The sequence below is a fragment of the Mesorhizobium sp. M6A.T.Cr.TU.014.01.1.1 genome (assembly GCF_004022765.1).
Classification (GTDB): domain Bacteria; phylum Pseudomonadota; class Alphaproteobacteria; order Rhizobiales; family Rhizobiaceae; genus Mesorhizobium; species Mesorhizobium mediterraneum.
The window spans coordinates 189860-212247 of record NZ_RZPG01000009.1 but is presented as its reverse complement, the minus strand read 5'-3'; the positions used below and the strand labels follow the sequence as shown (position 1 = coordinate 212247).

Annotated in this window: 29 protein-coding genes; 4 read left to right on the top strand and 25 right to left on the bottom strand. The window is 64.2% G+C overall.

Annotated elements, in window-relative coordinates; genetic code table 11:
- Positions 1–18 precede the first annotated feature (18 nt).
- The 6 genes from EN885_RS12990 to EN885_RS12965 all read right to left on the bottom strand — a co-directional run bounded on the left by EN885_RS12990 (position 19) and on the right by EN885_RS12965 (position 5659).
- Complete coding sequence (locus EN885_RS12990) at positions 19–927, bottom strand: ABC transporter permease (RefSeq protein ID WP_095482649.1); 909 nt, start codon at positions 925–927, stop codon at positions 19–21.
- Positions 928–938: 11 nt separating this feature from the next.
- Positions 939–1775, bottom strand: a complete 837-nt coding sequence (locus EN885_RS12985) for an ABC transporter ATP-binding protein (RefSeq protein WP_126105795.1) — start codon at positions 1773–1775, stop codon at positions 939–941.
- Between the two features lie 17 nt (positions 1776–1792).
- Positions 1793–2116, bottom strand: coding sequence for a ferredoxin family protein (locus EN885_RS12980; RefSeq protein ID WP_126105794.1), 324 nt, complete (start codon positions 2114–2116; stop codon positions 1793–1795).
- A complete protein-coding gene (locus EN885_RS12975) occupies positions 2113–3747 on the bottom strand; it encodes an FAD-binding protein (protein ID WP_128243949.1) in 1635 nt (544 codons plus the stop codon). Before EN885_RS12975 ends, EN885_RS12980 begins: the two co-directional genes overlap by 4 nt.
- Before the next feature lie 55 nt (positions 3748–3802).
- Positions 3803–4390, bottom strand: coding sequence for a thioredoxin family protein (locus EN885_RS12970; RefSeq protein WP_128243948.1), 588 nt, complete (start codon positions 4388–4390; stop codon positions 3803–3805).
- Positions 4391–4708: 318 nt separating this feature from the next.
- A complete protein-coding gene (locus EN885_RS12965; RefSeq protein ID WP_128243947.1) occupies positions 4709–5659 on the bottom strand; it encodes an ABC transporter substrate-binding protein in 951 nt (316 codons plus the stop codon).
- 183 nt (positions 5660–5842) lie between these two features.
- Here EN885_RS12965 and EN885_RS12960 point away from each other — a divergent pair, with 183 nt between their 5' ends.
- On the top strand, positions 5843–7972 hold the full coding sequence (locus EN885_RS12960) for a TonB-dependent hemoglobin/transferrin/lactoferrin family receptor (RefSeq protein WP_128243946.1): 2130 nt from the start codon (positions 5843–5845) through the stop codon (positions 7970–7972).
- A gap of 2 nt (positions 7973–7974) precedes the next feature.
- A complete protein-coding gene (locus EN885_RS12955) occupies positions 7975–9060 on the top strand; it encodes a siderophore-interacting protein (RefSeq protein ID WP_128243945.1) in 1086 nt (361 codons plus the stop codon).
- Here EN885_RS12955 and EN885_RS12950 read toward each other — a convergent pair.
- The 9 genes from EN885_RS12950 to EN885_RS12910 form a co-directional block, all read right to left on the bottom strand.
- Complete coding sequence (locus EN885_RS12950; protein ID WP_128243944.1) at positions 9057–9494, bottom strand: DUF126 domain-containing protein; 438 nt, start codon at positions 9492–9494, stop codon at positions 9057–9059. The two genes, EN885_RS12955 and EN885_RS12950, sit on opposite strands and share 4 nt — an antisense overlap.
- On the bottom strand, positions 9487–10740 hold the full coding sequence (locus EN885_RS12945; protein WP_127205014.1) for an aconitase X: 1254 nt from the start codon (positions 10738–10740) through the stop codon (positions 9487–9489). The genes EN885_RS12950 and EN885_RS12945 overlap by 8 nt, the downstream gene beginning before the upstream one ends.
- A 66-nt stretch (positions 10741–10806) precedes the next feature.
- Positions 10807–11871 (bottom strand): ABC transporter ATP-binding protein, encoded by a 1065-nt coding sequence (locus EN885_RS12940; RefSeq protein ID WP_127293418.1) that lies wholly within the window; start codon positions 11869–11871, stop codon positions 10807–10809.
- Positions 11871–12659: an ABC transporter permease gene (locus tag EN885_RS12935; protein ID WP_128243943.1), complete on the bottom strand. Its 789-nt coding sequence runs from the start codon at positions 12657–12659 to the stop codon at positions 11871–11873. The genes EN885_RS12940 and EN885_RS12935 overlap by 1 nt, the downstream gene beginning before the upstream one ends.
- Positions 12659–13528, bottom strand: coding sequence for an ABC transporter permease (locus tag EN885_RS12930; protein ID WP_128243942.1), 870 nt, complete (start codon positions 13526–13528; stop codon positions 12659–12661). The genes EN885_RS12935 and EN885_RS12930 overlap by 1 nt, the downstream gene beginning before the upstream one ends.
- A 27-nt stretch (positions 13529–13555) precedes the next feature.
- The gene (locus EN885_RS12925; RefSeq protein WP_128243941.1) at positions 13556–14617 is read right to left on the bottom strand and encodes an ABC transporter substrate-binding protein; all 1062 of its coding nucleotides are present in this window, start codon (positions 14615–14617) and stop codon (positions 13556–13558) included.
- A gap of 55 nt (positions 14618–14672) precedes the next feature.
- Complete coding sequence (locus tag EN885_RS12920; protein WP_126107421.1) at positions 14673–15641, bottom strand: PfkB family carbohydrate kinase; 969 nt, start codon at positions 15639–15641, stop codon at positions 14673–14675.
- Positions 15642–15658: 17 nt separating this feature from the next.
- The gene (locus tag EN885_RS12915; RefSeq protein ID WP_164547167.1) at positions 15659–16693 is read right to left on the bottom strand and encodes an ADP-ribosylglycohydrolase family protein; all 1035 of its coding nucleotides are present in this window, start codon (positions 16691–16693) and stop codon (positions 15659–15661) included.
- A gap of 2 nt (positions 16694–16695) precedes the next feature.
- Positions 16696–17421 (bottom strand): GntR family transcriptional regulator, encoded by a 726-nt coding sequence (locus tag EN885_RS12910; RefSeq protein WP_128243940.1) that lies wholly within the window; start codon positions 17419–17421, stop codon positions 16696–16698.
- Positions 17422–17672: 251 nt separating this feature from the next.
- Between EN885_RS12910 and EN885_RS12905 the strand changes: the two genes are divergently transcribed.
- Positions 17673–18002, top strand: coding sequence for a hypothetical protein (locus EN885_RS12905; protein WP_128243939.1), 330 nt, complete (start codon positions 17673–17675; stop codon positions 18000–18002).
- Positions 18003–18082: 80 nt separating this feature from the next.
- Here the strand turns inward: EN885_RS12905 and EN885_RS12900 are convergent, their stop codons facing one another.
- The 4 genes from EN885_RS12900 to EN885_RS12885 form a co-directional block, all read right to left on the bottom strand.
- Positions 18083–18343: a DUF2934 domain-containing protein gene (locus EN885_RS12900; protein ID WP_126105782.1), complete on the bottom strand. Its 261-nt coding sequence runs from the start codon at positions 18341–18343 to the stop codon at positions 18083–18085.
- 80 nt (positions 18344–18423) lie between these two features.
- Complete coding sequence (locus EN885_RS12895) at positions 18424–18630, bottom strand: hypothetical protein (RefSeq protein WP_095482666.1); 207 nt, start codon at positions 18628–18630, stop codon at positions 18424–18426.
- A gap of 100 nt (positions 18631–18730) precedes the next feature.
- Positions 18731–19036 carry a DUF1236 domain-containing protein gene (locus EN885_RS12890; protein WP_128243938.1) on the bottom strand — a complete coding sequence of 102 codons (306 nt, stop codon included), beginning with the start codon at positions 19034–19036 and terminating at the stop codon, positions 18731–18733.
- Positions 19037–19360: 324 nt separating this feature from the next.
- Positions 19361–19675 (bottom strand): hypothetical protein, encoded by a 315-nt coding sequence (locus tag EN885_RS12885; RefSeq protein WP_095482668.1) that lies wholly within the window; start codon positions 19673–19675, stop codon positions 19361–19363.
- Positions 19676–19940: 265 nt separating this feature from the next.
- Here EN885_RS12885 and EN885_RS33580 point away from each other — a divergent pair, with 265 nt between their 5' ends.
- Positions 19941–20087 carry a hypothetical protein gene (locus tag EN885_RS33580; protein WP_164897832.1) on the top strand — a complete coding sequence of 49 codons (147 nt, stop codon included), beginning with the start codon at positions 19941–19943 and terminating at the stop codon, positions 20085–20087.
- 56 nt (positions 20088–20143) lie between these two features.
- On the opposite strand, the gene EN885_RS12880 is transcribed toward EN885_RS33580, so the two are convergent.
- From EN885_RS12880 to EN885_RS12855, 6 genes are all read right to left on the bottom strand, one after another.
- Complete coding sequence (locus tag EN885_RS12880; protein ID WP_095482670.1) at positions 20144–20437, bottom strand: hypothetical protein; 294 nt, start codon at positions 20435–20437, stop codon at positions 20144–20146.
- Positions 20438–20557: 120 nt separating this feature from the next.
- On the bottom strand, positions 20558–20884 hold the full coding sequence (locus tag EN885_RS12875) for a hypothetical protein (RefSeq protein ID WP_245329720.1): 327 nt from the start codon (positions 20882–20884) through the stop codon (positions 20558–20560).
- A complete protein-coding gene (locus EN885_RS12870) occupies positions 20881–21078 on the bottom strand; it encodes a hypothetical protein (protein WP_126105781.1) in 198 nt (65 codons plus the stop codon). The genes EN885_RS12875 and EN885_RS12870 overlap by 4 nt, the downstream gene beginning before the upstream one ends.
- Complete coding sequence (locus EN885_RS12865; RefSeq protein WP_128243937.1) at positions 21063–21329, bottom strand: hypothetical protein; 267 nt, start codon at positions 21327–21329, stop codon at positions 21063–21065. Before EN885_RS12865 ends, EN885_RS12870 begins: the two co-directional genes overlap by 16 nt.
- Before the next feature lies 1 nt (position 21330).
- Positions 21331–21549, bottom strand: a complete 219-nt coding sequence (locus EN885_RS12860) for a hypothetical protein (protein WP_095482672.1) — start codon at positions 21547–21549, stop codon at positions 21331–21333.
- Complete coding sequence (locus EN885_RS12855) at positions 21546–22352, bottom strand: N-acetylmuramidase family protein (RefSeq protein ID WP_128243936.1); 807 nt, start codon at positions 22350–22352, stop codon at positions 21546–21548. Before EN885_RS12855 ends, EN885_RS12860 begins: the two co-directional genes overlap by 4 nt.
- Positions 22353–22388 lie beyond the last annotated feature (36 nt).

The window sequence follows — 22388 nt, the reverse complement described above, 5'->3', positions numbered from 1 at the left end:
ATGAACTGCTTGGTTGGTTCAAATCATTGAGGCTTCCGACTGGCCTTTCCAGGCGGTTGCCCAGCGTTCGAACCAGACGAGCAGGTAGTTGACGACGAGGCCGATGACGGTGAGCGTCAGGATGCCGGCATACATGTCGGCCGTTTCCATCATCAGTTGCGAGTTCTGGATGAGAAAGCCGAGACCGGATTTGGCGGCCAGCATCTCGGCGCCGATCACCGCGAACAGCGAGGATTTCACGCCGAGCCGCGCGCCGGCGACGATCGAGGGAATGCTGGCCGGCAGGATGATTTTCCTGAACATGTCGAAGTCGGACGTGCCCATCGAGCGCGCCGCCTTGATCAGCAGCGGATCGACCGACTTGACGCCGCTGATCGTGTTGACGAGGAGGAAGAACACCGAGGAGTAGAAGGTGATCGCCACCTTCGATTCCTCGCCGATACCGAGCAGAAGGATGAACACCGGCAGCAGCGCGAACTGCGAAGTGTTGCGCAGCGTCTGCACCAGCAGATCGGAGACCTTCTCGAACAGCGAATAGCGCCCCATCAGCAGGCCGAGCGGGATGGCAACGACCACGCCCAGCGCGAAACCAATGGCCGCGCGTTGCAGGCTGATACCGATATGCTCGACCAGCACGCCCGAGGCGAGCAGATCCCACCACGCGACCAGCACCTCACTCAGCGGCGGGAAGAAGATGCGGTTCAGCCAGCCGAGCCGTGGCGCGATCTCCCAGGTGAGAAAGAACAGGCCAAGCAGCGGCAGGCCGTAGATGAACGTGCCGAAGCCGGCTCCTCTCCTGCGCCTGACGGCCGGGGTAGCGCTGCGGGCCTTGATTGCCGGGACCCTGGCGGCGGCCACCGCTTCACCGGCTCCGGCAAACGGATGAAAGCCGCCGGCAGGGCCGAACTTTTCGGTCAGATAGGCCATGCCAAAACTCCTCAGTGGCTGAACGCCGGCGACAGCGTCCAATCCTTCTGTGCCTTGTTGACTTCGTCGCGCAGCACGTCCCAGACGCGGGCACGGTGATCGTTGAAGGCAGCACTTGCGCGGATATCGCCGTCGCGCGGCCGCGGCAGGTCGATCTCGATGATCTCCTTCACCGTGCCCGGGCGTGCTGTCATGACGACGACCCGATCGGCCAGGAAAATCGCCTCGTCGATCGAATGGGTGACGAAGATCACGGTGGTCTTGATCTTGCCCCAGATCCTGAGCAGCTCGCCTTGCAAGATCTCGCGCGTCTGCTGATCGAGGGCGGCGAACGGCTCGTCCATCAACAGCACTTCCGGATTGCTGGCGAGTGCCCGGGCGATCGCCACGCGCTGCTGCATGCCGCCGGAAAGCTGGTTGGGGAAGCGGTCCTCGAAACCGGCAAGGCCGAACAGCGACAGAAGATGGCGGGCCGTGGCGGTGCGCTCCGATTTGGGCACGCCGCGCACTTCCAGCGCATATTCGATATTGGCCAGCGCCGTGCGCCACGGAAACAGCGCATATTGCTGGAACACATAGCCGGTCTTCGGGTCCGGCCTGGTGATCCGCCTGCCATCGAGCTGGACACCGCCACTGGTCGCCGACGTAAGCCCGCCGATGATATCGAGCAGCACCGATTTGCCCGAGCCGCTCGGCCCGACCAGCGTGATGAACTCGCCCTTGCGTATGGCGAGATCGACGCCGTCGAGCACGGTGACGCGATCGGTCGCCTCGCCATCGACGGTGATGGATTGTCCCGGCTTGAGCTGAAAAGTCTTCTTGATGTCGCTGACGACGATGCGATCCATGTCTGTCTCCGATCGTTTCACTGCGCCACGCGGATGCGGTGCGTCGGGTCGAGCTGCGAGCCGCCGGCCTTGCCGCGCTTCCAGCCGAGCGCACGGGCATAGCCGCCGAACAAATGACGTGCCTCGACCTCCGCCTCGCTGATGCCGGTCGGACCTTCGGCGACCTCGGCCACGTAGAGCGCATCGGTCGGGCAGTAGATTTCGCAGAGAAAGCAGGTCTGGCAGTCTTCCTGCCGCGCGACCACCGGCACGCCGCCCGTCGCGTCGAAGACATTGGCCGGGCAGACCTTGACGCAGATGTCGCATTCGACGCACCGCGTGGCCGAGACGATCTCGATCATGACGCCAGCTCCGCCAACCGTTCGGGCGCCCCAGCGATACGGAAATCATCAACGCCGGTGATCACCAGCCGGTGCGCGAAGGCGGGGTTCTTGCCCGGCAGATCGGTGCGGCGATGCATGCCGCGGCTCTCGTTGCGATAACGTGCGGCAGCGATCGACCAGCGCCCGGCGGCAGCAATCGACGCGGCTTCGCGCGTGCGGATCCGCTCCAGTCCCTCGCCTTGCAGGTGATCGCGCACGTCGCGCCACAGCGTCTCAAGCCGCTCGCCGCTCTTTTCCAGGCCGGTGTCGCTGCGGAAGAAATTCTTGTCGAGCGGTGTGACCTCATTGCGCACGGCTTCTATCACCTCGCCTGCGGAAACATCGGCACGCGGCGAAGCCGCCGGCCGCAGACCGGCCTGGCCGAGCGGCTGCACCTCGCTGCGGAACGCCTTGCCGCCGCGGCGCCTGGCGTGGGTCGAGGCACCCTTGCCCGCCCACCAGCCGCTGGCCAGCGCCCAGGATGAATTGATGGCGCCGCCGCCCGACACCGCACCGGTCATGATCTCGCGGCTGGCCGCATCGCCGGCGACATAAAGGCCGGGCACGCCGGTGGCGCAGTCGTCGGAGATGATATCGATGCCGCCGGTGCCGCGCACCGTGCCTTCGGCGCGCAGCGTGACGCGGAACAGGTCTCTGAAGGGATCGATGCCGGCACGGTCATAAGGCACGAAGCAATTCGGCTGGCCTTGGCGCAGCCAGCCTTGCAGCGCCGGCTCGGCCTGGTCGAGCCGCGCATAGAGCGGCCCCTCGATCAGCGCACGCGCCACTTCTTCCTCGCGGTCGCCGATGCCATTGCGCAGCGGTTCACCGGTCGGTCCGAGGATGGGCGAACCGTCCTCGCGGTGGAACGAGGCCCAGCGGAACGGCAGGCCCTTGTTCAGCGACGAGCCATGCGGCGCCAGCGTGTATTTGCCGGTGAATTCCATGCCCGAAAGGCTGGCGCCGGCTTCCGCCGCCATCAGATAGCCGTCACCGGTCAGCCCGGTCGAACCGAGGATGCGTTCGCGGAAGGCGCAGCCGCCGGTTGCCAGCACGACCGCCCTGGCATCGACGCGCCAGTCGCGCTCGACCTGGCGGCCGACCCCGGCCGCACCGACGATCGCATCGCCGTCGGACAGGAGTTCGAGCGCCGGATGATGATCGAGCACGGTGACGCCGGCCAGAAGCACCCGGCGGCGCATGAAGCGCATATAGTCCGGCCCGCGCAGATTGGCGATGTAGAGCCGCCCGTCATCCTCGCTCGGAAACGGATAGCCCCACTCAGAAAGTTGCAGCAGGTTGCGGTAGGCGGTGTCGACGCAGCGCAGCATCCAGCGCTGGTCGGCGAGTTCGCCGGTGCGCTGCCAGCGCCGCTCGACCACCGCATGCCTGTTGTCGCCCGGCGGCACGCACCAGGTGCCGGTGTTCGACGGCGCCGTGGCGCCGCTGGTGCCGAGATAACCCTTGTCGGCCAACACCACGGTCGCACCGTTCTCAGCCGCGGCGACCGCCGCCCAGGCGGCCGACGGACCACCGCCCAGCACCAGCACATCGGCTGCGAGGTGCAGCCTTTCGGGAGCGGATCGGACGGCTTTGGCAGTCTTCGGCATGATCACTCACGGAAAGGGGAATTGGTGGCCGGCCGAGGGGCGGCAGGTCGGGCTTTCAGGCCGCCCTGGAGAACCAGACCGGCTCGTTGCCGGCGCTCCACTTGATGTTGCAGCCGATCGACGGCACCTGGTCGGCGGCCGGCGTTTCGCCCTTCAGCACCGCGTCGACGGCGGTGCGCAGATCGGCACCCGTCACCGGCCTGCCATTGCCCGGCCGCGCATCGTCGAACTGGCCGTGATAGGCCAGCCGCCGGTCGGCGCCGAACAGGAAGAAATCGGGTGTGCAAGCCGCGCCATAGGCTTTCGCCGTCTGCTGCGAAGCGTCCTTGAGATAGGGGAAGATGTAGCCGAATTTTTCCGCCTCCTCACCGATCCTGGCCAGCGTCTCCTCGGGATGCGCCTCATGGTCGTTGGCGTTGATCGCCACCACTTGCAGGCCCTTGCCGGCATAGTCGTTGGCGAACGCCGCGAGAGCCTCGCGGATCAGCACGACGAACGGGCAGCGGTTGGAGATGAAGGCAACGAGCAGCGCCGGCTTGGCGTCGAAATCGGCGAGCCGATGCAGCGCGCCGTTGGCATCCGGCAGCAGGAAATCGGCGGCACTGGTGCCGAGATCGATAGGATTGGATTTGGTTTTCGGCATCGATGCTCTCCCTTTGGGCGTCTGGCATTGCGGCATTCTCACCTTGTTAGGCTTGGTCGCGAATGCCACGGCGTCTAAATTCATCTTAGTCTATGAATTTAGTAGAATTATAGGCTGGAGAGGCCGTTCGCGGTCAAGCGGGCGGACTAGAATATCGTGCCAATGTTTGTGCCGGCCCGGCAACTTTGTTCGGCCGGCAAGCGCCTCTGAGAAAACAGTGCGCCGGCCGAGAAGTGGCAGTGAATCAGAGGTCCGACTGGATTAAGCGGCCATGTGGAGACTCAGATCAGGCCGGCATCATCAAATTAGCGGCGTTCCTCAATCCGCGTCCGCGACCTCCGGATACAGCGCCTGCGCCAGATCGCGGATCGCGTCGGCGGTGCGCGGGCCGAAGCCGATCATATAGGCGCCGTCCAATACGATCAGCGCCTTTGTCTCCGCCGCCGGGGTGGCGCTCAGCGCGCGTGTGCCGAACACCTGCTCGGCGGTCGGCCCGCCCTTGCCGTCGCTCATCATCAAAATGACATCGGGCGCCATCTCGATCAGCTTCTCCTCCGACGCCGGCTTGTAGCCCTTCACGACAGCCATCGGATTGATGCCGCCGGCATAACGGATGATCGCATCGGCCGCCGTGCCGGCGCCGGCCGCGCTGAGCCGCACGAGGCCGTGGAAGAACACCACCTTCTTGCGGCGCTCGGCCGGTATTTTTGCGGTGAGATCGGCGGCCGCCCGGAAGGCATCGAGCACGCGCCTTGAAACCTCCCTGCCCTTGTCCTCAAGGCGAAGCGCTGCGGCGATCAGGGTAATCTTGCGCTCGATGCCTTGTGGACTGTTGTCTTCCGGCACGAAGACGACGGGGATCGCCAGCGACTTCAGCACCTCGATCGCCTCCGGCGGCCCGCTGTCCTGCGCCGCCAGGATCAGATCGGGGCGAAGCGCGACCAAGCCTTCGACGGACAACTGACGCCGATAGCCGACATTGGGCTTTTGCGCGACGGCAGCGGGATATTTGCTGCCACGATCGACGGCGATGATCCGCTCGCCGGCGCCCAGCTCATCGACGATTTCGGTAACGTCGGAACCGAGCGTCAGGATCCTGGTTGCCGGACCGGTCGCGACTGTCCGCCCTGATGCATCGACGACCGTCTCGGCGGCCAGCGCTTTGAACCCGCAAGACGGCGCAAGAACAGAAAGCGCCAGCAGCAGCACCGCCATATTGCTCGATCGAAACCAGCGCACTTGTCCGCACCCGCTATCACTGCCGACCATGCCATTCGCTCCTGTGGTTAAGAATCCTGGAAGATGGTCGTGGCCTATAAAATTAAAGTTGACTAATGTCATCATGTTTCAATAAGTAGCCCTGCCCGACCGCCGGTCGAGGCTTCTCCATCATGCCAGCCAGGGCCGACGGCCGCCGCCAGCAATCTTGCTTTTCCCGGGGGCGGCATCGCTATGAGACTGACAAGCAACAAGACCTTGATGGCGAGCACCGCGCTCGCCTTCGCGCTCGGCCTGTGTGTCGCGCCGCCCGCCGCCGCGCAGGAGGAGCAGAAGCAAGGCGCCGCCGCCAAGGCCGACAGGCCGGTCAAGGTCCCCCAGCAGACTGAAGCGAACGAGCCAACCGTGCTCGACCTGATCACCATTTCGGCGACGATGATCAAGACGGCTGTCATCGACTCGATGGCAGCAATCAGTGCCGTCGATCAGGAAGAGCTCGAGCGCATCCAGCCTGACACCGCCGCCGACATCTTTCGCACCACCCCCGGCGTTGCCGCCTCGATGAACGGCGACGATCCGGCGACCGCCATAAACATTCGCGGACTGCAGCAGTATGGCCGCGTGGTGGTGACGCTCGACGGCGCCCGCCAGGACTACTGGCGCGTCGGCCACGGCTCGGGCTCGTTCTATGTCGAGCCCGAATTGATCAAGGATGCGACAGTCATTCGCGGCCCGGTCTCGAATGCCTATGGCTCGGGCGGCATCGGCGGCGTCGTCTCCTTCGAAACCAAGGATGCCGGCGATTTCCTCAAGCAGGAGGAACGCTGGGCGCTGAGCGAGAAGCTCGGTTATGAGAGCAATGGCGACGGCTTCACCACCAGCACCACCGGTGCCTACCGCTTCAGCGACGACGCCGACATCATCGGCAATCTCATCTATCGCGACCGCGACAGCTACACCGACGGCAATGGCGACACTGTGCCGTGGACCGGCGAGCGCATCACCAGTGGCTATATGAAGGCAACGCTGCGGCCGGCCGACGGTCACGAGCTGAAGCTTGGCGCCATCCTGCAGCGCTACAGCGACCAGATCACCGGATCGAGCGGCTCGACCTCGCCGACGCTCAGCCGTTACGACACCGACACAACCAATCAGACCTACACGGCCGCCTACACCTGGAAGCCGGACGACAACGAACTGATCGACTTCAGTGCCAATGCCTACCACAACCGCACGCGCGCCGAGCAGACACAGGTCTGGCCGACTTCCGCGATCGGCAACTTCCGCTACTATGACGTCGCCACGACGGGCTTCAACGTGAAGAACTCCTCGCGTTTCGACGCCTGGGAGATGGCCCACACGCTCACCTACGGGCTCGACTACTACAATCTGGAAGCATCATCGGAGGCCGCGCATTTCGGCGCCGGCGAACAACAGGGCTATGGCGGCTTCCTGCAATGGCAGGGCGACTATGATAACTGGCTGCAGCTCATCGCCGCCGTGCGCTATGACGGCTACCAGCTCGACGGTGAGAGAAAGACCGTGCCGCCGGAGGAAGCCTCAATGTCGGGCGACCGCTGGTCGCCGCGCCTCACCGTAGGCGTCACGCCGCTCGAAGGCTTCCAGCTCTACGGCACCTATTCGGAAGGCTACCGGGCACCGGGCCTGCAGGACGTCTATCGCGGCGGCGGTGCGCACGGCTCTGGCGACACCTACGTGCCCAATTTGCTTCTTCAGCCCGAAACGGCGAGGAACTGGGAAGCCGGCGTCAATTTGAAATATGACGACATACTGGCCGCTGGCGACCTGTTTCGTGCCAAGGTCAACGTCTTCCACACCGATGTCGAGGATTACATCGAAGTCGACCTGCGCCCCGACGTAACGCGCACGGCGATCAATATCGGCGACGCGCGGCTGAAAGGCATCGAGGCTGAGGCGGTCTATGACTATGGCTGGGGTTTCGTGAACCTTGCCGGCGCCCTCATCGACGCCAAGGTCGTCAGCGGCGTTTACTCCGGCCAGGCGCTGAGCAACACGCCGCTCGACCGCTTCTCGGCAACACTCGGCTTCAGGATGCTCGAAGACCAGCTCACCGTCGGCGCGCAATATCTCAGCGTCGGCAAGATCACGCGCACCAACCGCACCCAGCCGAACGAGCCGACAGTCGTCGATGACGGCTTCGATCTGGTCAACGTCTTTGCCAACTGGCGGATCAACGACCACGCCAAGCTCGATTTCGCTGTCGATAACGTCTTTGACACCGCCTACACCGACCCGCAAAGCGCATGGTCGACGTCGGCGGCGACGGAACAGGGCAAGGGCCGCACTTTCAAGGTGGCGCTGACCGGCAGGATCGGAGGTTGAGAGTGAGCGAAGCATCGGCAAGCGGACTGGTCTGCGAAGCGCGTTTGAACCTACGCAACCTGCCGCTTTACATCGACCGCATCGCCGAAAGGCTGCAGAGCTTCAATGCCGATGCCTCGCAAGAGGGGCAGCGCCTCGACTTTCGCTTCGCCTTCGGCGGCGCTTCCTTCGACATGGAGCGACTGGTGATGCGGGCCAATGCAGCCGACCGCGACGGCCTGGCCCGGCTCAAGGACCTTTTGGCCACCGCGGTCGAGGTCTATGCCAAGGATGAGAATCCCGAGATCGTCTGGACCGGCGATCTCGCCGGGGAAACCCGCCTCGCCCAGTTCCGCGAGATGGTCGTCACCCAAGTTGGCGACCTCACCCCGCATATGCGTCGCATCCGCTTTGCGGGCGAGGATCTGGAACGTTTCGCGAAATTCGGCGGCATGCATATCCGCATGCTGTTCCCGACCAGGGAGGTGCCGGATCCGCTCTGGCCCATGCTCGGCGGCAATGGTCTGCCGGTCTGGCCTTCGGACGACAGGCGCCCGGTGGCGCGCGTTTACACGATCCGTGCGCTCGACGTGGCCAAAGACGTCATCGATGTCGACTTCCTGGTCCATCCGGGCGAAAGCGTCGGTGCCGCATGGGCCATGCAAGCGGCACCCGGCATGAAGGTCGGCATCATGGGGCCGGTAGGCCGTCCGGTGCGGCCAGCATCATGGTATGTGCTGGGTGCCGACGAAACCGGCCTGCCGGCGCTGGCGCGGCTGTTGGAGACGCTGCCCGCCGAGACCAAGGGCGTGGCTTTCGTTGAGATCGCCGACGATGGCGAGCGACAGGAGATCGACAACGCCACCGGCATCGAGCTGCATTGGCTGGCCAGAAATGGCGTGCCAGCCGGCGAAGACAGACGGCTGGCTGACGCCGTCTGCGCGGTGGCGTGGCCACAACACGATTCGGCATTCGGCTGGTTCGCGGCGGAAGCGGCGGCGGCGAAAATCGTTCGCGAATACTGGCGCGACACGCTCGGGTTCGGCCGCGACCAGACTTTGGCCGCAGCCTATTGGCGGCGCGGTGCTGCCGGGCTGATGGCCGGCTAAGTCAGGTTGACGATCGCCTGGGCATCCTCGCCGATGCCGATGGCGATCCTATCGCCGGAGACAATGCCTAATATGTCGCAGACGACCAGCGGCATGCTGATGTCGTAGAGGAATTCGGCGATAATGGCGCCGACGGCAAGGATCGGGTCCGGCCGCTCCAGGATGATGCCGGCCGGCGCCGTGCCTCTGCGGATCGCCTCGGCCAGGACCGAAGACGAAGACGACGAGCCGCGCCCGCTCGGCATCACGAGGATTTTGCCGGCGATGTTGCCGCCCAGGTCCGAATGCGAATGGTCTATGATCTCGCCTGTTTCGACATCGATCCCGCCCCAGAAGCTGAGGGCTTGCGACAGAACCAGCGCCGAGCCTCGCGCTTCGCCGGCAAGCTGGAAGGTGCCAAACCTGTTCAGGGCTCGACTTTCCTGTTCACTCATTGCGTACCCGTATGACATGGCCGGCCGCGGCGGAACGAATGCAATCCGCCATCTCAGCAAAGGCGACTGAGACGCCGATATTTCCGGGCGCGTAATGCGCCCATTTGCCGGAATTGGTCATCACCACGCCATCCAGCCGCTTGATGATCGCGGTGACATAGGTGCAAGTATCGGCGACTGGAATAAGCCCGAACGCCTCCGTGCCGTCCAGCGCCCCCTCATCGTGCAAACGCGTCAACGTCGCGCGCCCGGTGTTGACGTAGATCGGAATGCCTCTGCCCGGCGCCACCTTTCGCAACAATGGCAATAGCCGCATCCATTCGTCGTGCGAGAAATGCGGCGTGCCCAGAGACACGGCTGCCAAAGGCGCGCCGTCGGGGACGCTCGACAGCTTGGCCAGGGCTTGGTCGATGTCGGCGCGAGAAATCCGGATCGTCTCCTCCGGCGCCAGGCCATGAAGGGCTTCTTCGAGCGTGTTCGCTTCCGGCGTGATGCCAGCCGCATGGAACAGCGCCACGGCGCCCGTCGTTGCGGCGGCTGCGCCTAGCGCCTTCAGCTGGTCCTCATCGCGTGGTTTTGGCAGGCCCGAGATCACCGGGATGCGATCGCCACTCGCTTGCCCGATGATCAGCCCGACGGCGACGAACAGGCTGTCGCTCGGTTCCAGGTCAGAACCGATCAACTCGAACAGAACCCGGCCACGTCGGTTTTCGCTCAGATGCAGTCCCCAAGCCGGCGCGCGCCCGGTCATCGCGCAGCACAAATCGATGAAATCGCCATAGCGGTTGGTCCGCGCTCCGATTACCGAATTGGCAAAGACGATGGCGTTGGACTCACCCCAGGCGATCTGCTCGCCAAAGCTTGGCCGGAACCGCGTCTGATAGGGCGCGCAGGTGAAGGTCGCCTGGCAGCCGAGCTCCAGATGCGCCTTCATCAGCCGGCGTGCCGGCGCCTCTTGCGACAGCGGCATCTTCACCAGTCCGGGATGGATGAGGTCGAACGAGCCGACATTCAGCGTCGTCGGGACCCGAACGTGGCCGCCGCCCTCGATCAGCCTTTCGACGAAATCGAGGCTGGCCTGGCCGTGATACAGGCAGCCATCGATATGAGCACCGGCAATGTCTAACAGCTCGCGCGCACCGACCGCCTTCGAAAAGGCGACTAGGATCTTCATCGCGGCGGCCACGGCCGGGCCCTGCTCGCCCTGCAGCATCGACTGGTCGCCCGCATTCAGCTCAAGCATCATCAGGTATTTCGCTTTTCCGCATTGTGCCCGACCATGCTCTCACTGATTGCGGTCCGCCTGGCAAGATCAGTTCGCGGCGATCAGCACCGTACTCTCCGGCGACCAGCGCAGCACCACCTCTTGTCCTTCCGCCAACCTTTCAATGCCTGTGTTCTGCACGATGACCTTGAGCGTTTGCCCGTCGCGATCGACAAAATAGGTGCTGTTGTTGCCGGCGAAGATGCGCTTGGAGATTTGGCCACGGAGCACATTGGCGTTCGGATCAGACGTTCCGGAATCGGTGGCAATGCGGATGCGTTCGGGCCGCACCGCGCAGCTAGCTTTGGCGCCGGCGGCAAGCGTCGCGCCTGCCCCGGCGGCAATCGCGGTGCCATCGACCAAGCGGATACCGGTTCCGGTGCTGTCGCCGCGCAAGATATTGGCATCGCCGAGGAAGGTGGCGGCGAACTCGCTCTTCGGGCTGTCGTAGATCTCCTCCGGCGGCCCCTCCTGCACCAGCCGGCCGTCGCGCAGGATACCGATGCGGTCGCTCATCGTCAGCGCTTCTTCCTGGTCGTGGGTGACGAAGATGGTGGTGATGCCGATCTCGCGCTGGATACGCTTCAGTTCTATCTGCATATCGACCCGCAGCGCCTTATCGAGCGCGCCGAGCGGCTCGTCGAGCAAAAGCACACGCGGCTTGGTGACGATGGCGCGGGCCAGCGCGACCCGCTGGCGCTGGCCGCCGGACAGCTGATGCGGCCGGCGGCCACCGAGCTTGCCGAGCTGCACCAGGTCGAGCGCGCGCTGCACCTCGCTGGCGATAATAGCCTTGGCCTCGCCACGCACCGACAGGCCGAAGGCGACATTGTCGGCAACGCTCATATTGGGAAACAGCGCATAGTTCTGGAACACCATGCCGATGCGCCGCTTCTCGACCGGCACCCGCTCGACGCTCTCGCCGCCAATGGCGATGCGGCCGGAGTCGGGAAAATCGAAGCCGGCGATCTGGCGCAAGAGCGTGGTCTTGCCGCTGCCCGACGGCCCGAGCAGCGCATAGAAGCCACCGTCGGCGAAGTCGATGGAGACGTCATCCAGCGCCTTGTGCGCGCCGAAACTGCGCGACAAATTCGATACCTGCACGCCGGCCATTATTTTTCTCCGCCGAATTTGAAGAACCGTGCCGTGAGCAGCATCAGCGCCATCGAGACGACGATGATGATCGTCGAGACCGCGTTGATCTCGGGCGTGAAACCCTTGCGGATCGCGGCGTAGATTTCGACCGGCAGCGTCGTCTGGCCCGGCGTCGACAGGAAATAGGACACCACGAACTGGTCGAACGACACGGCGAAGGCGAACAGCCCGCCGGCGATGACCGCCGGCATGATCCACGGCAGCGTCACGCGCGAAGTTACCTGCCATTGGTTGGCGCCGAGCGACCGCGCCGCCTCTTCGAGTTCCGGCGCAAACGTCTGCAGCCGGGCCGAGACGACGACGATCACATAGGGCAGCGCCAGCGCCACATGGCCGAGCAGGATTGCAAACAGACCCCGCCCGATACCAACGCCGAAGAAGAAGATCAGCATCGCCGTGCCGGTGATCAGCCACGGAATGGCGATCGGCGGAAACAGCAGCGCTTGCAGGAATTTCTTGCCGCGAAATTCGTAGCGGAAAAGCGCTAGCGACGCCGCCGAGCCGAGCACGACGCAGATGATGGTGGTGATGATCGCAATTTCGAGGCTGTTCCAGGTGGCCGAGATCAACTGATCATTCTGCCACAACGAGGCGTACCACTCTTTCGTCCATTCGAACGGCAGTTGATAGAAGGGCGAGACGTTGAACGACATCAGCGCCATGATGATGATCGGGAGGTAGAGGAAGGCGAGCAGCACCCAGATGTAGAGCCGGCCGAGCCATTCCAGGATACGGGTCGTTGCCATCACGCAGCCCTCCGCAGCACCGGCGACGCCAATGCCAGGATGACCAGCACGACGGCCAACAGGATGAAGGAGAGTGCTGCACCCAGCGGCCAGTTGAAGACGGCAACGAACTGGTCCTCGATGACCGTGCCGTAGAAGGTGCCGGTGCGCCCGCCTAGGATACGCGGCTCCATGAACGAGCCGACGACGGGCACGAAGATCAGCGCCGCTCCGGCGACCAGCCCCGGCATGGACAGCGGGATGATCACCCGTCTCAGCATTTGCAGCCGCGAGGCGCCGAGCGAGCGCCCTGCCTCGATCAGCGAGTCATCGATGGCCTGCAGCGTGAGGTAACAGGTCAGCACCATGTAGGGCACGTAGGAGTGCACCAGGCCGATGATGATCGCCGGATAGGAATACATCAGGTCGATGTTGATCTTGAACGGCAGCACGGCGTTGAGCGCGGTGTCGAGAATGCCGCCTTCGCGCAGCACCATCGCCCATGAGAAGATGCGCACCAGCCCGTTCGACCAGAACGGCAGGATGACAAGCAGGAAGATCGCCTCGCGGCTGCGTCCCTTCAGCACCTTGGCCAGCACATAGGCCGCGGGATAGCCGATGAAGACGCACCACAGCGTCACCTCGAGCCCGAGCCGGAGCGAGGCCAGCAGCAGCGTCCAGTAGAGCCCTTGCGAGAAGAAGGTGGTGTAGTTCTCCAGCGTGAACGCCCACGCCTTGCCCGACAGCGGCAGCTCGGTCATGAAGGAAAAGAAGACCATGGCCGACAGCGGCAGGAAAATCGCCACCGTCAGCCAGAGATAGGCAGGCAGGAGCAGGGGCAAAGCCGATCGCAATCCGCTCCTCGAACCGCTCGCGACCTGTCCAGCCATATGCCCTCCTCCCCGAAAAGCCGGCCGCTACTTCACATTCACCTTCAGTTCCTGCCATAGCGCCAGATAGGCTTCGCGCTGCGCATCGGTGATCGGCGCCTGGAACTGGATGCGCTTGGCCACATCGGGATCCCCCATCACCTTGCGGTTGAAGGCATCTTCCGGAAGCGCCGCGACCGCTTTGGTGTTGGCCGACACCGGCGCGCCAACCTTGGTGACCCATTCGACATAGAAGGACGGGTCGATCATGTAGTTGATGAAGGCCTCGGCGCCGGCGACATTCTTGGAGTCGACCGGTATGGAAAAGGCGTCGAGCCAGGCGACGGCGCCTTCCTGCGGGATGACCAGCGCGACCGGCAGCTTGAAATGCGTCTTGGCGCGGTCGGCCGAGCCGCTCCAATAGGTGCCGATGTCGATTTGGTTGGAGGCGACCATCTGGTTCCAGTCGTTCTCAGAACTCCAGAATGTCTTGATCTGCGGCATCAGCGAGGTCAGCTTCGCCTTGACCGCTTCCATGTCCTTGATGTCGTTGATGTTCTGGCCGGTGGCGATGGCGCCGAATTGGACCGCTTCGACAGCGTCGTCGCGGATGACCACGCGACCCTTATGGGCCTCGTTCCACATTTCGGTGATGCTGGTCGGCGGCGTCTCGAAGGCCTTTTCGTTGATGGCGAGCGCGGTCAAGCCCCACACCCATGGCACGCCATAGACCTTGCCGTCGCGGGCGAGCATGGGCGAGCCTGCCTTGTCCGGGCTGATGTCGGCATAGTTGGGGATCTTCGAAACATCGATCGGCTGGATCAGTTTTTCCGCCATGGCCTGGTCGTTGAAGGCGGCGTTGATCATGACGACGTCGTAGAGGCCGGGATTGGTCCTGAGCTTGGTCAGCATTTCCTGTTCGGAATTGAAGAAGTCGTTGACGACCTTGTTGCCGGTCGCCTTCTCGAAGGCCGCGATGGCCCAGGGCTCATCGGCCCCGTAGCCCTTCCAGTTGAGCACATGCACTTCGGCGGCAGTGGCGGCCAGCGTGAATACGGAGGTGACGACGGCAGTCGCCGTCAGGAAAGCAGTCAGTTTGGGCATGCGCATGTTCGTTCCTCTCATTGTTTGCCCGGTTGGCGGGGCTTGTTACGTCTTTAGGCTGTCAGGCCTCTTGCTCCCGGCCGTGCACGGTCGTCATTCGATCGTCATGGCTGAGGAATGTCTGGATCTCCTGGTCGGTCGGCGCGGACGACCCGCCATGGCGGGTGACCGAGAGCGCCGCCGCCGCATTGGCGTAACTTGCCGCCTCGAAGGGTGGCACGCCGCGCGACAGTGCGCTGACGAAGGCGCCGATATGCGTGTCGCCGGCGCCATTGGTGTCGACGGCGGCGACCTTGAAGCTGGGCACGGCCTGCCTGCTACCGTCTGCCAGCCGCACGAAGCAGCCTTTTGCCCCGGCGCGGATGATGACCCCGTCGGCGCTCGGGCAATGATTAGAAAGAAGCCCGGCGGCAATGGCCTCGACATCGCCGGCACCGGCGATCTGGACCGCTTCGGCGGTGTTGCAGCTCAGCCAGCTCGTGCGCGCAAGCACCCGATCGAGAATGGCGCGCGGAATGTCTGATATGACCGGCGTCGGATCGAAGACGAAGGGAATTTCCGCCGGCAGCGCCTCGATCCAGTCGGCCAGCGCATCGCGGCTGCCGGGATAGCTCAGCGTGTAGCCGGAGGCGAACACCCAGTCCCCCGGCGCAACCCGGACGGACGCCATCATGTCGAGATTGAGCATGCTCTCGGCGCCAGGCCACGACACGAAGGTGCGCTCGGCGTCGCCGCTGATCATGGCGACGCAATTGCCGCTATCCATCACTGGCGATGGTGGCGTCAGCGTTGCGATGTCTTCGGCGGCGAAGGCGGCCCGCAGGAAATCGCCATTCGGCCCGCTGCCGAGCTGGCCGCCGAAGGCGACCTTCATCCCGGTGCGGCTGGCCGCGACCATCATGTTGAAGCCGCCGCCGGCGACCTGGGCATAGCTCGATGCGGTCTTTTCGGTGCCGGGCGCCGGCAAGGCGTCGATGCGGTAGACATAGTCCACCACCGCGCTGCCGACATGGAGGAGACGGCCGCTCATGTCAGGCTGAGCTCTGCTCATGCCGCCGCATCCTTGCCGGAGCTGCTTTTCGCCATCCGCATAGCGACCAAGTCGGCGGCAAGAGCGCGCACCTGAGCAATATCGAGGCCTTTCAGCCGGGCGATGTTTTCCTGTGGCAATCGGGAAAAACCGGCGCAGGCGCCCGCCATGCCGGCGGCGATGGCCCCGATCGTGTCGGTGTCGCCGCCGAGATTGGCGCTGATGACGGCCGCCTGCCAGGGATCGCCGCCGGCGATTTCCAGCACCGCGAAGGCCGCAGGAACCGATTCCTGGCTGGCGACGCCGGTGCCGACCAGATCGACGATCAGCCGGATTCCGTCAGCGACAGCCTTGCCGCGGACGAGGTCCCTCCCCCAGTCGATGCGTGCGGCAATATCACCGCCGGTGACCCAGTGTCCGAGCACTGCGCCGCGCCTAGCCGCCGCGATAGCTCGGTCCGAAGCTGCGCGCCAGCCGCCGCCGGCAACGCCGCAACTGACAGCGGCGGCGACGGCAGCGGCCGAGGCGATGGCGATCGAGGTGTTGTGCGTGGCGCGGCAGGTTTCGGCGACCTTGGCGACCAGCGCGTCGAGCGGCTCGGCTGGCATCATGATGCCGACCGGCGCGATGCGCATGGCCGCGCCATTGGTGTCACCGCCGCTTCCGGCCTCCTCAGCCGGCACGCCGTCATTGATGGCATCGATGGCGCGCTTGGTCGAAGGTCCGAGCAGATCGTAGCTGCCGCGCGCCTTCACGTCGCGCTCCCAGTCGAGCAGTGCGTTGACCCAGCGCGTATGGTCGAAGCTATCGCCTGAAACAACCAGGATACGGCCGAGCAGCAGCGCCTGTTCGGTGTCGTCGGTGACAGTGCCGGCGACCAAGCCTTTCGATACCGGATGGTCGACGACGGGCGCAACGAAATCCTCGACATTGCCGTAGAGCTCGGCGATGCGGGCCGGCGACAGCAGCTGCGTCGGCATGCCGAGCGCATCGCCCAGCGCACCGCCGATAAGCGCCCCCATCGCTCGGTCGATCGCCTCGGCGGCGTCCATGCTCAGAACTCCAGGTGAAGGGCGAAATGCGCCGGATTGAGCAGGCTGGTGACATATTCGATGGCGCGGCCATCGGCGGCGCGCGTCAACCGCCGCGTGCGCAGGAACGGCGCGCCGGGCGCGCAGTCGAGAATGGCCGCGTCCTCGGCGCTCAGCATCTCGATATCGACCCATTCCTCGCCATGGTCGGGGACAAGCCCCGCCCCGCGCAGTGTCTGGTGCAGCGAGCCTTCGCGCAGGCCGCGCAACGGCACGTCCTCCAGTTCGGGTGACAGCGGCAGGCGGCTGCGTTCGATCGAGATGGCGTGGCCGTCATCGGCGTTGGAGCGCACCCGGTCGACGGCGATGAAGAACGGGCTTTCGACGCCCAGCCTGGCGGCGAGCTCGGCATCCTGCATGACTTCGAGCCTGAGCGTGCGCGTCTCGGCATTGGCGCCGGCATTGGCCAGCGCGCGCGACCAGCCAACGGCGTCGTCGACCGGCATGCCGTCGAAGGTGACGAACGAGCCGATGCCGACCTTGGTGGTGATCAGCCCACGGCTCGACAACTCCTCAAGACCTTTGCGGATGGTGTTGCGGCTGACGGAGAAGCGCTGAACGAGTTCGTTCTCGCTCTGCAGGCGGTCGCCGAAACCGAGCACGCCGGAGCGGATCTCGTGCTCGAGGACGGTGGCGATCCGTTCGGGCTTGCCCGTTCCGGGAGATGACAGAGTCGTGCGACGCGCCATGGAATACCTGTTCAGTGAACCTGTATAGTCCTGTTCAATATCGTGGCGTAGTAGTCATGTCAACGGTTCATAGCCCAGCACGCTTGTTGAGTTCCCCGGCGTCCCCCCATGCCGGGCAAGATCGCCCTGCTGAGCACGAACGGTTCGTCGTGAGCCGGAATTTTATGGGAACCTTCACCACCCTCGAGCGGTTTTTTCTATAGTCGCAAATGCGGCGACAATCGAAAAATGGAGACAAATGGAGACAAACTATGCTTACGAAAATTCTCGCAGCGTCCCTACTCGCCGCTGGTCTGGCGACCTCTGCGATGGCCCAGAATGCCAGCGACCCGGACGCTGACATGGGTACCGGCAGCGACAGAAGCGTCGTCACCGACCCGGCCCCGATTGATCCGAACCTGGCCGAACCGAATACTGTCGATCCCGGGATTACTGGTAGCATTATTGCGGGCCCTGACGGCTTGAATTCCAATGCCGATCGGAACTGCCCTATAGGCCCGCAGGGCGCGATGCCCGATGCAACGAACAAGGCTCCCGGCACGGTTTCACCGACCGTCAACGACAATCACTGCGGCAAGTAACCGAGATCGATTTCGGGAACTCACGCTTTTCGGCCGCGGCACGGACAGAGCTTCGTCTCGCGGCCGAAGCGCTATATGTTCTAGCTCGCTGAAGCCTTGCGCGGCCGGGCAGCCTTTGGCTTAGTGCCCTTGGGCTTGCTATCCTTGGCCGTGCTATCCTTGGGCTTGGCCGCCGCCGGCCCCTTCGGCCGAGCCGCCTTCGCTTTCGGCTTGCTGTCCTCACCGTCGATCTCGGCTGTGGCCTGGTCCCAGTGCTGCTGATGCGCACCGTCGGGCCGGCCGGCTTGTTCCCAGATCGCGTGGGCCCGCTGACGAATGCGTTCTTGCCTGTCGTCCGTCACTGTTGCCTCCATCGGCTCGAATCCGTGAGCGACAACTGTTTTAGCTGAAATTTCGATCGGCGTCTTGAGCGGCTTCAGCCCTAGTCGGATAGAACCGCGACACCGAGGAGTGCTGCCTTCTTGGTGATCAGCCCCGCCAGATCCGCGTCCGAGCGTTCCGTTCCAGTTCGCTCACGCACCGCTGCAATCAACTCCTTCATCGACAACAGGGCAGTGCCCCGTTCAGCAAGCAATTTGTCGACAGATGCGGCCACATTGACATTGGAAGACTCGACATGCGGCAGCATGGAAATGGCTCCTTCCCGCGACAAGACGATCAACAGCCGGCTGCCTGCCGGCGAGCCGCCGCTCCCTCTTGCGTCTTCCCGAGAGAGCGGCGGGTGAAGGTCAGTCGATGACCTGCACGATCCTGCGGGTGCCGGGATCGACCAGCACGGTGCGATCGTCGACGACCACGTATCTGTATTCCACGTCGGGAACGTCGATCGGATGAAGCTCAACCGTGTCGGGCAAGGTGGAACCGACATTGAGCTCCACTCCCAGAAGGCTGATCGACGCCAGCGGGTGCCTCTGCACGTATTCGCGGACGACTGTCTGCTGCTCGGGCGTGATAATCACCTGGTCTGCGGTGGCCACGCCGACACCGGCGAGCAGAACCAGCCCGGCGGCGGCAGGAACAAGGTGGATTTTCATCGTCTTCTCCTGTCTGGTTTGCGGACTCCGCCTTCCACAGTCAGGAACGGCAAGCCCAGATTGCAAAACGCCCACGCAACCTTCTTGTTCCGTGAGCGGCCGCTAATCGATCGCCGCATTGGCGCCGCCTTGATGCGTTGCTGCGAGAAATCGCAGTGGCCCGCGTTCCTGTCCGCAGGCACGCGGGCCGATCGGATCTCCCGATCAGCAGCGATACCGGAGGGGGGTGATATCGACTGCTTCGACAAGAACAATTAGCAAGAACTAATGTTCCGGGCCGCAAGCGAAAAAGCCTGCGAACCGCCGCGAGACGGCGAGCGCGGCCTATTGTTTCGGCGGCTGCGCCGGCACCTCGCCGGGCTTGATCACCGGCGTCCTGCCTTCGTCCGGCGGCGGTGCGGCCATGCCCTGATCGCCCGTCGGCGGCGGCTGCAGCACGCCGTTGCAGGGATCAAGCATCTCAGTCAGGCTGTTGTTGATGGCCGGCGGCTTCTGCTGCTGGCCGTTCTGCGGTTCGGCCTGGCAAGGGCCGGCGGGCGCCTGGTCGGGTGTCTGGTTATCCGTCTGGGCGGCAACCGGCGCCGCCAACGCCAGTGCGCCCAGCATCAACATGCTCGGCAAGAGTGCGAAAGGTTTCATATCGAACTCCTATCCTGCGAAGGACCATCTCCTAGCCAAAGCAGTGGGCGGCGATTGGTTCCCGCATGCGGCAACGCGCCCAGCCCCATGCTGGTTCAGGAAACGCCCGCAAATTCATGAGCTCCGTTGCTATTCGACCGACACGATAGTTTTGAGCGGCAATGCGGATGACATCCGTTGAAGACGCAAAAAAACCGCCCCGTTTCCGGGGCGGGCGCGGCATGTTGAGGAATCGTTAATCAGCGATTGCTACTATAGCGAGATCATGACCAAGAACCTCGGAAACGCCGTCAGGAACGCCCCAAAGGACCCGGCAAGGAACTCCGTGCTCAGCCGGCTGGCGCCGGCCTTGTTTCCCCTGGCGGTCGTCGCGCTGGGGTATCTGGTCGGCCGGCAATTCTTCGGCTTCTAGGGCATCCGGTCCCGCGGCTTCACACGAAAAACCTTGGATCGAGCGCCGGCTGCTTCTCAGTCCGGGAAATCGAAGACCGGTTCCTCGCATCGATGGACACGACATTGACCGTCACGCGTCCGGATATAGGAGGTGACAGGCACTTCGGGCCAGTCGCATTCATTGCCGAATTGGCGGACATATCGATCATAGGTGTTGCGGCCGGTGGTCAGGACGACTGCACGCCGGCTCTGGATCAGAAGTTGCGTCTGTTCGCATGTCATGGTGCGCGCATCCGGCCGGGCGTAAGCCATGCTTGTGGCGGCGAGCAGGATCGCTGCGGCTGTCGAGACGATTGGGCGAGCTGGCATGGGTACATCCTCACAAGGGTCGTGCCTAACGCGCACCTTCGCCCGTGGTTCCGCAATCTTCACCCCGAGCGGTATCTCCCGCGGGAGACTGTTTACCGCGGCGCAATAAGACAGGCGCAATCACTCCTCCTTCCCCGGCTTGAACCGCCTCACCACCACCTCGAAGACGATGTCCGAGATCCACATCGCCGAGACGCCGATGAGGAACGCCGCGGCCAGCGTCGTGGTGTCGTCGTCAGGCGACGGAATCGGCAGGCCGGTGGCGCGGAAGTAGTGCACCACTGGCAATGTCAGGTAGGCCGCCGCCAGCGCGCCGCAGATCGGCGACGCCACCATCTCGCGAACCTTGTAGCGGTGGCGTGACAAGGCTCGCAAGATGCCGCCGGAAAGGCCGGCGACCACCACCGGCGCCTTGATGCCGAGAGCATCGAGAAGCTCCTGTATCATGGCTTCCACCCGCACCATCTGGCGCCCTTCCCGTTGTAGGCATTCACCTCGTCGAGTTCGGGTCGCGTCATGGCTGCGACGACCGCCACCGACGGACGGCGCTGCTGGTTGTGTTCGCACCAGACCTGACGCGCCGGCGAAACCGGCGTTGTGCATCCGGCGAGCAACAGGCAGAGGATCAGTGCTTTGCCCATCGCATCGCCTCCCGCCGTGCCGCTTCGTCCGGCAGGTCGCGCGCCGCGCGTTCGGCATCGGTCGCCTCGCGGCCCATTTCGAGGCGATCCTGCGCGGCGGCGAGCTCTTCCGCCGCTCGCCTGGCCGCATCCTTCTTGGCCTGGCTGACGCCTCCGGCGACATAGAGCCCGACGCCGCCGACCAGCGCGGCGAAGATCGCCATGATCGCGTTGTTGCCGGCGAGCGCGCTCAGCATGGAAAGCACCCACATCTCAATTGCCCTCCACGGCGGGTTGCTTTTTGACGAGGCCGGCGACGCCGTCGGGGACGACATTCATCAGGATCTTGAGCAGGGTCAGCACCCCGGCGATCTTGAGCGCCAGGGCGGCGTCGATGCCGAACATCGTCCAGTCGAAGCCGACCAAGCTGGTGAGCAGCAGGATCAGCACATTGATCAGATTGTGTGCGGCATTCGTATTGAACCACTTCATGGTTTTGCCTTTCGAAACAAAGAGGGGACCTTTCGAAACAAGGGAAGGATTGCGGCGACCAAGGAGGCCACGACTACGGCCCAGGGCCGGACTCCAGCCTTGCCCGGCTCTGCCTTCGGAGCCGAAGGCGTGGGACCTTCCGGTTGTGGAGCCTGTGGGATCGGGACAGGCGCTGGAGGCTGCGCTGGGGCAGCGGGCGGCCACGGCGTGTCCTTGATCCCAGACCATTTGCGGAACGCGTCGGCAAGCCGGGTGTCATAGGCGTTCTTCCTGTAGGACGCGCCGTTGTAGCCCTTGGCAAAGCCGGCCCAATCATGCTTGCGCAATTTGTCGTCGAGCCGGTTCGCGGCGATGAAATTGACCGCCGCCGCCAGCTGCAGCGCCTCGTCCTCCATCATGGCTTCGACCATGGCCTGCACGGTGAGGAAGCCGGCCGCCTCGAAATTCTCGCCGAGAACCTGGCCGAGGCCCCATGACGCCGATCTGAGCGCCGCCGTCTCGTCGATCGCGCAGGCGGCTTTCAGGCGCGGATAGCTGTCCCGGGGATAAGGCTTTTCGCCCCACCTGACATAGGCAAGGCCAGCCGCGACAGCTTGTGCCCGCGCCGTCCCCGACAGGTTGCGAAAAAAGACATGCGGCTCGAACAGGATGATCGGCCGGCCCTGGGCGTCGAAGCCATGCCCGCTGGTCTCGACATCGAGGAAGGCATGGATCTCATCCTCGCCGACGCCGATCCTGGCGCCAAGCCTCGGCAGATCGAGATCGGTGAGGCGCCTGGCGGCGCCCTTGAACGTGGTGTCCATGGGTTTCCTTTCCGCCCTCGCGGGCAGGTTGATGTT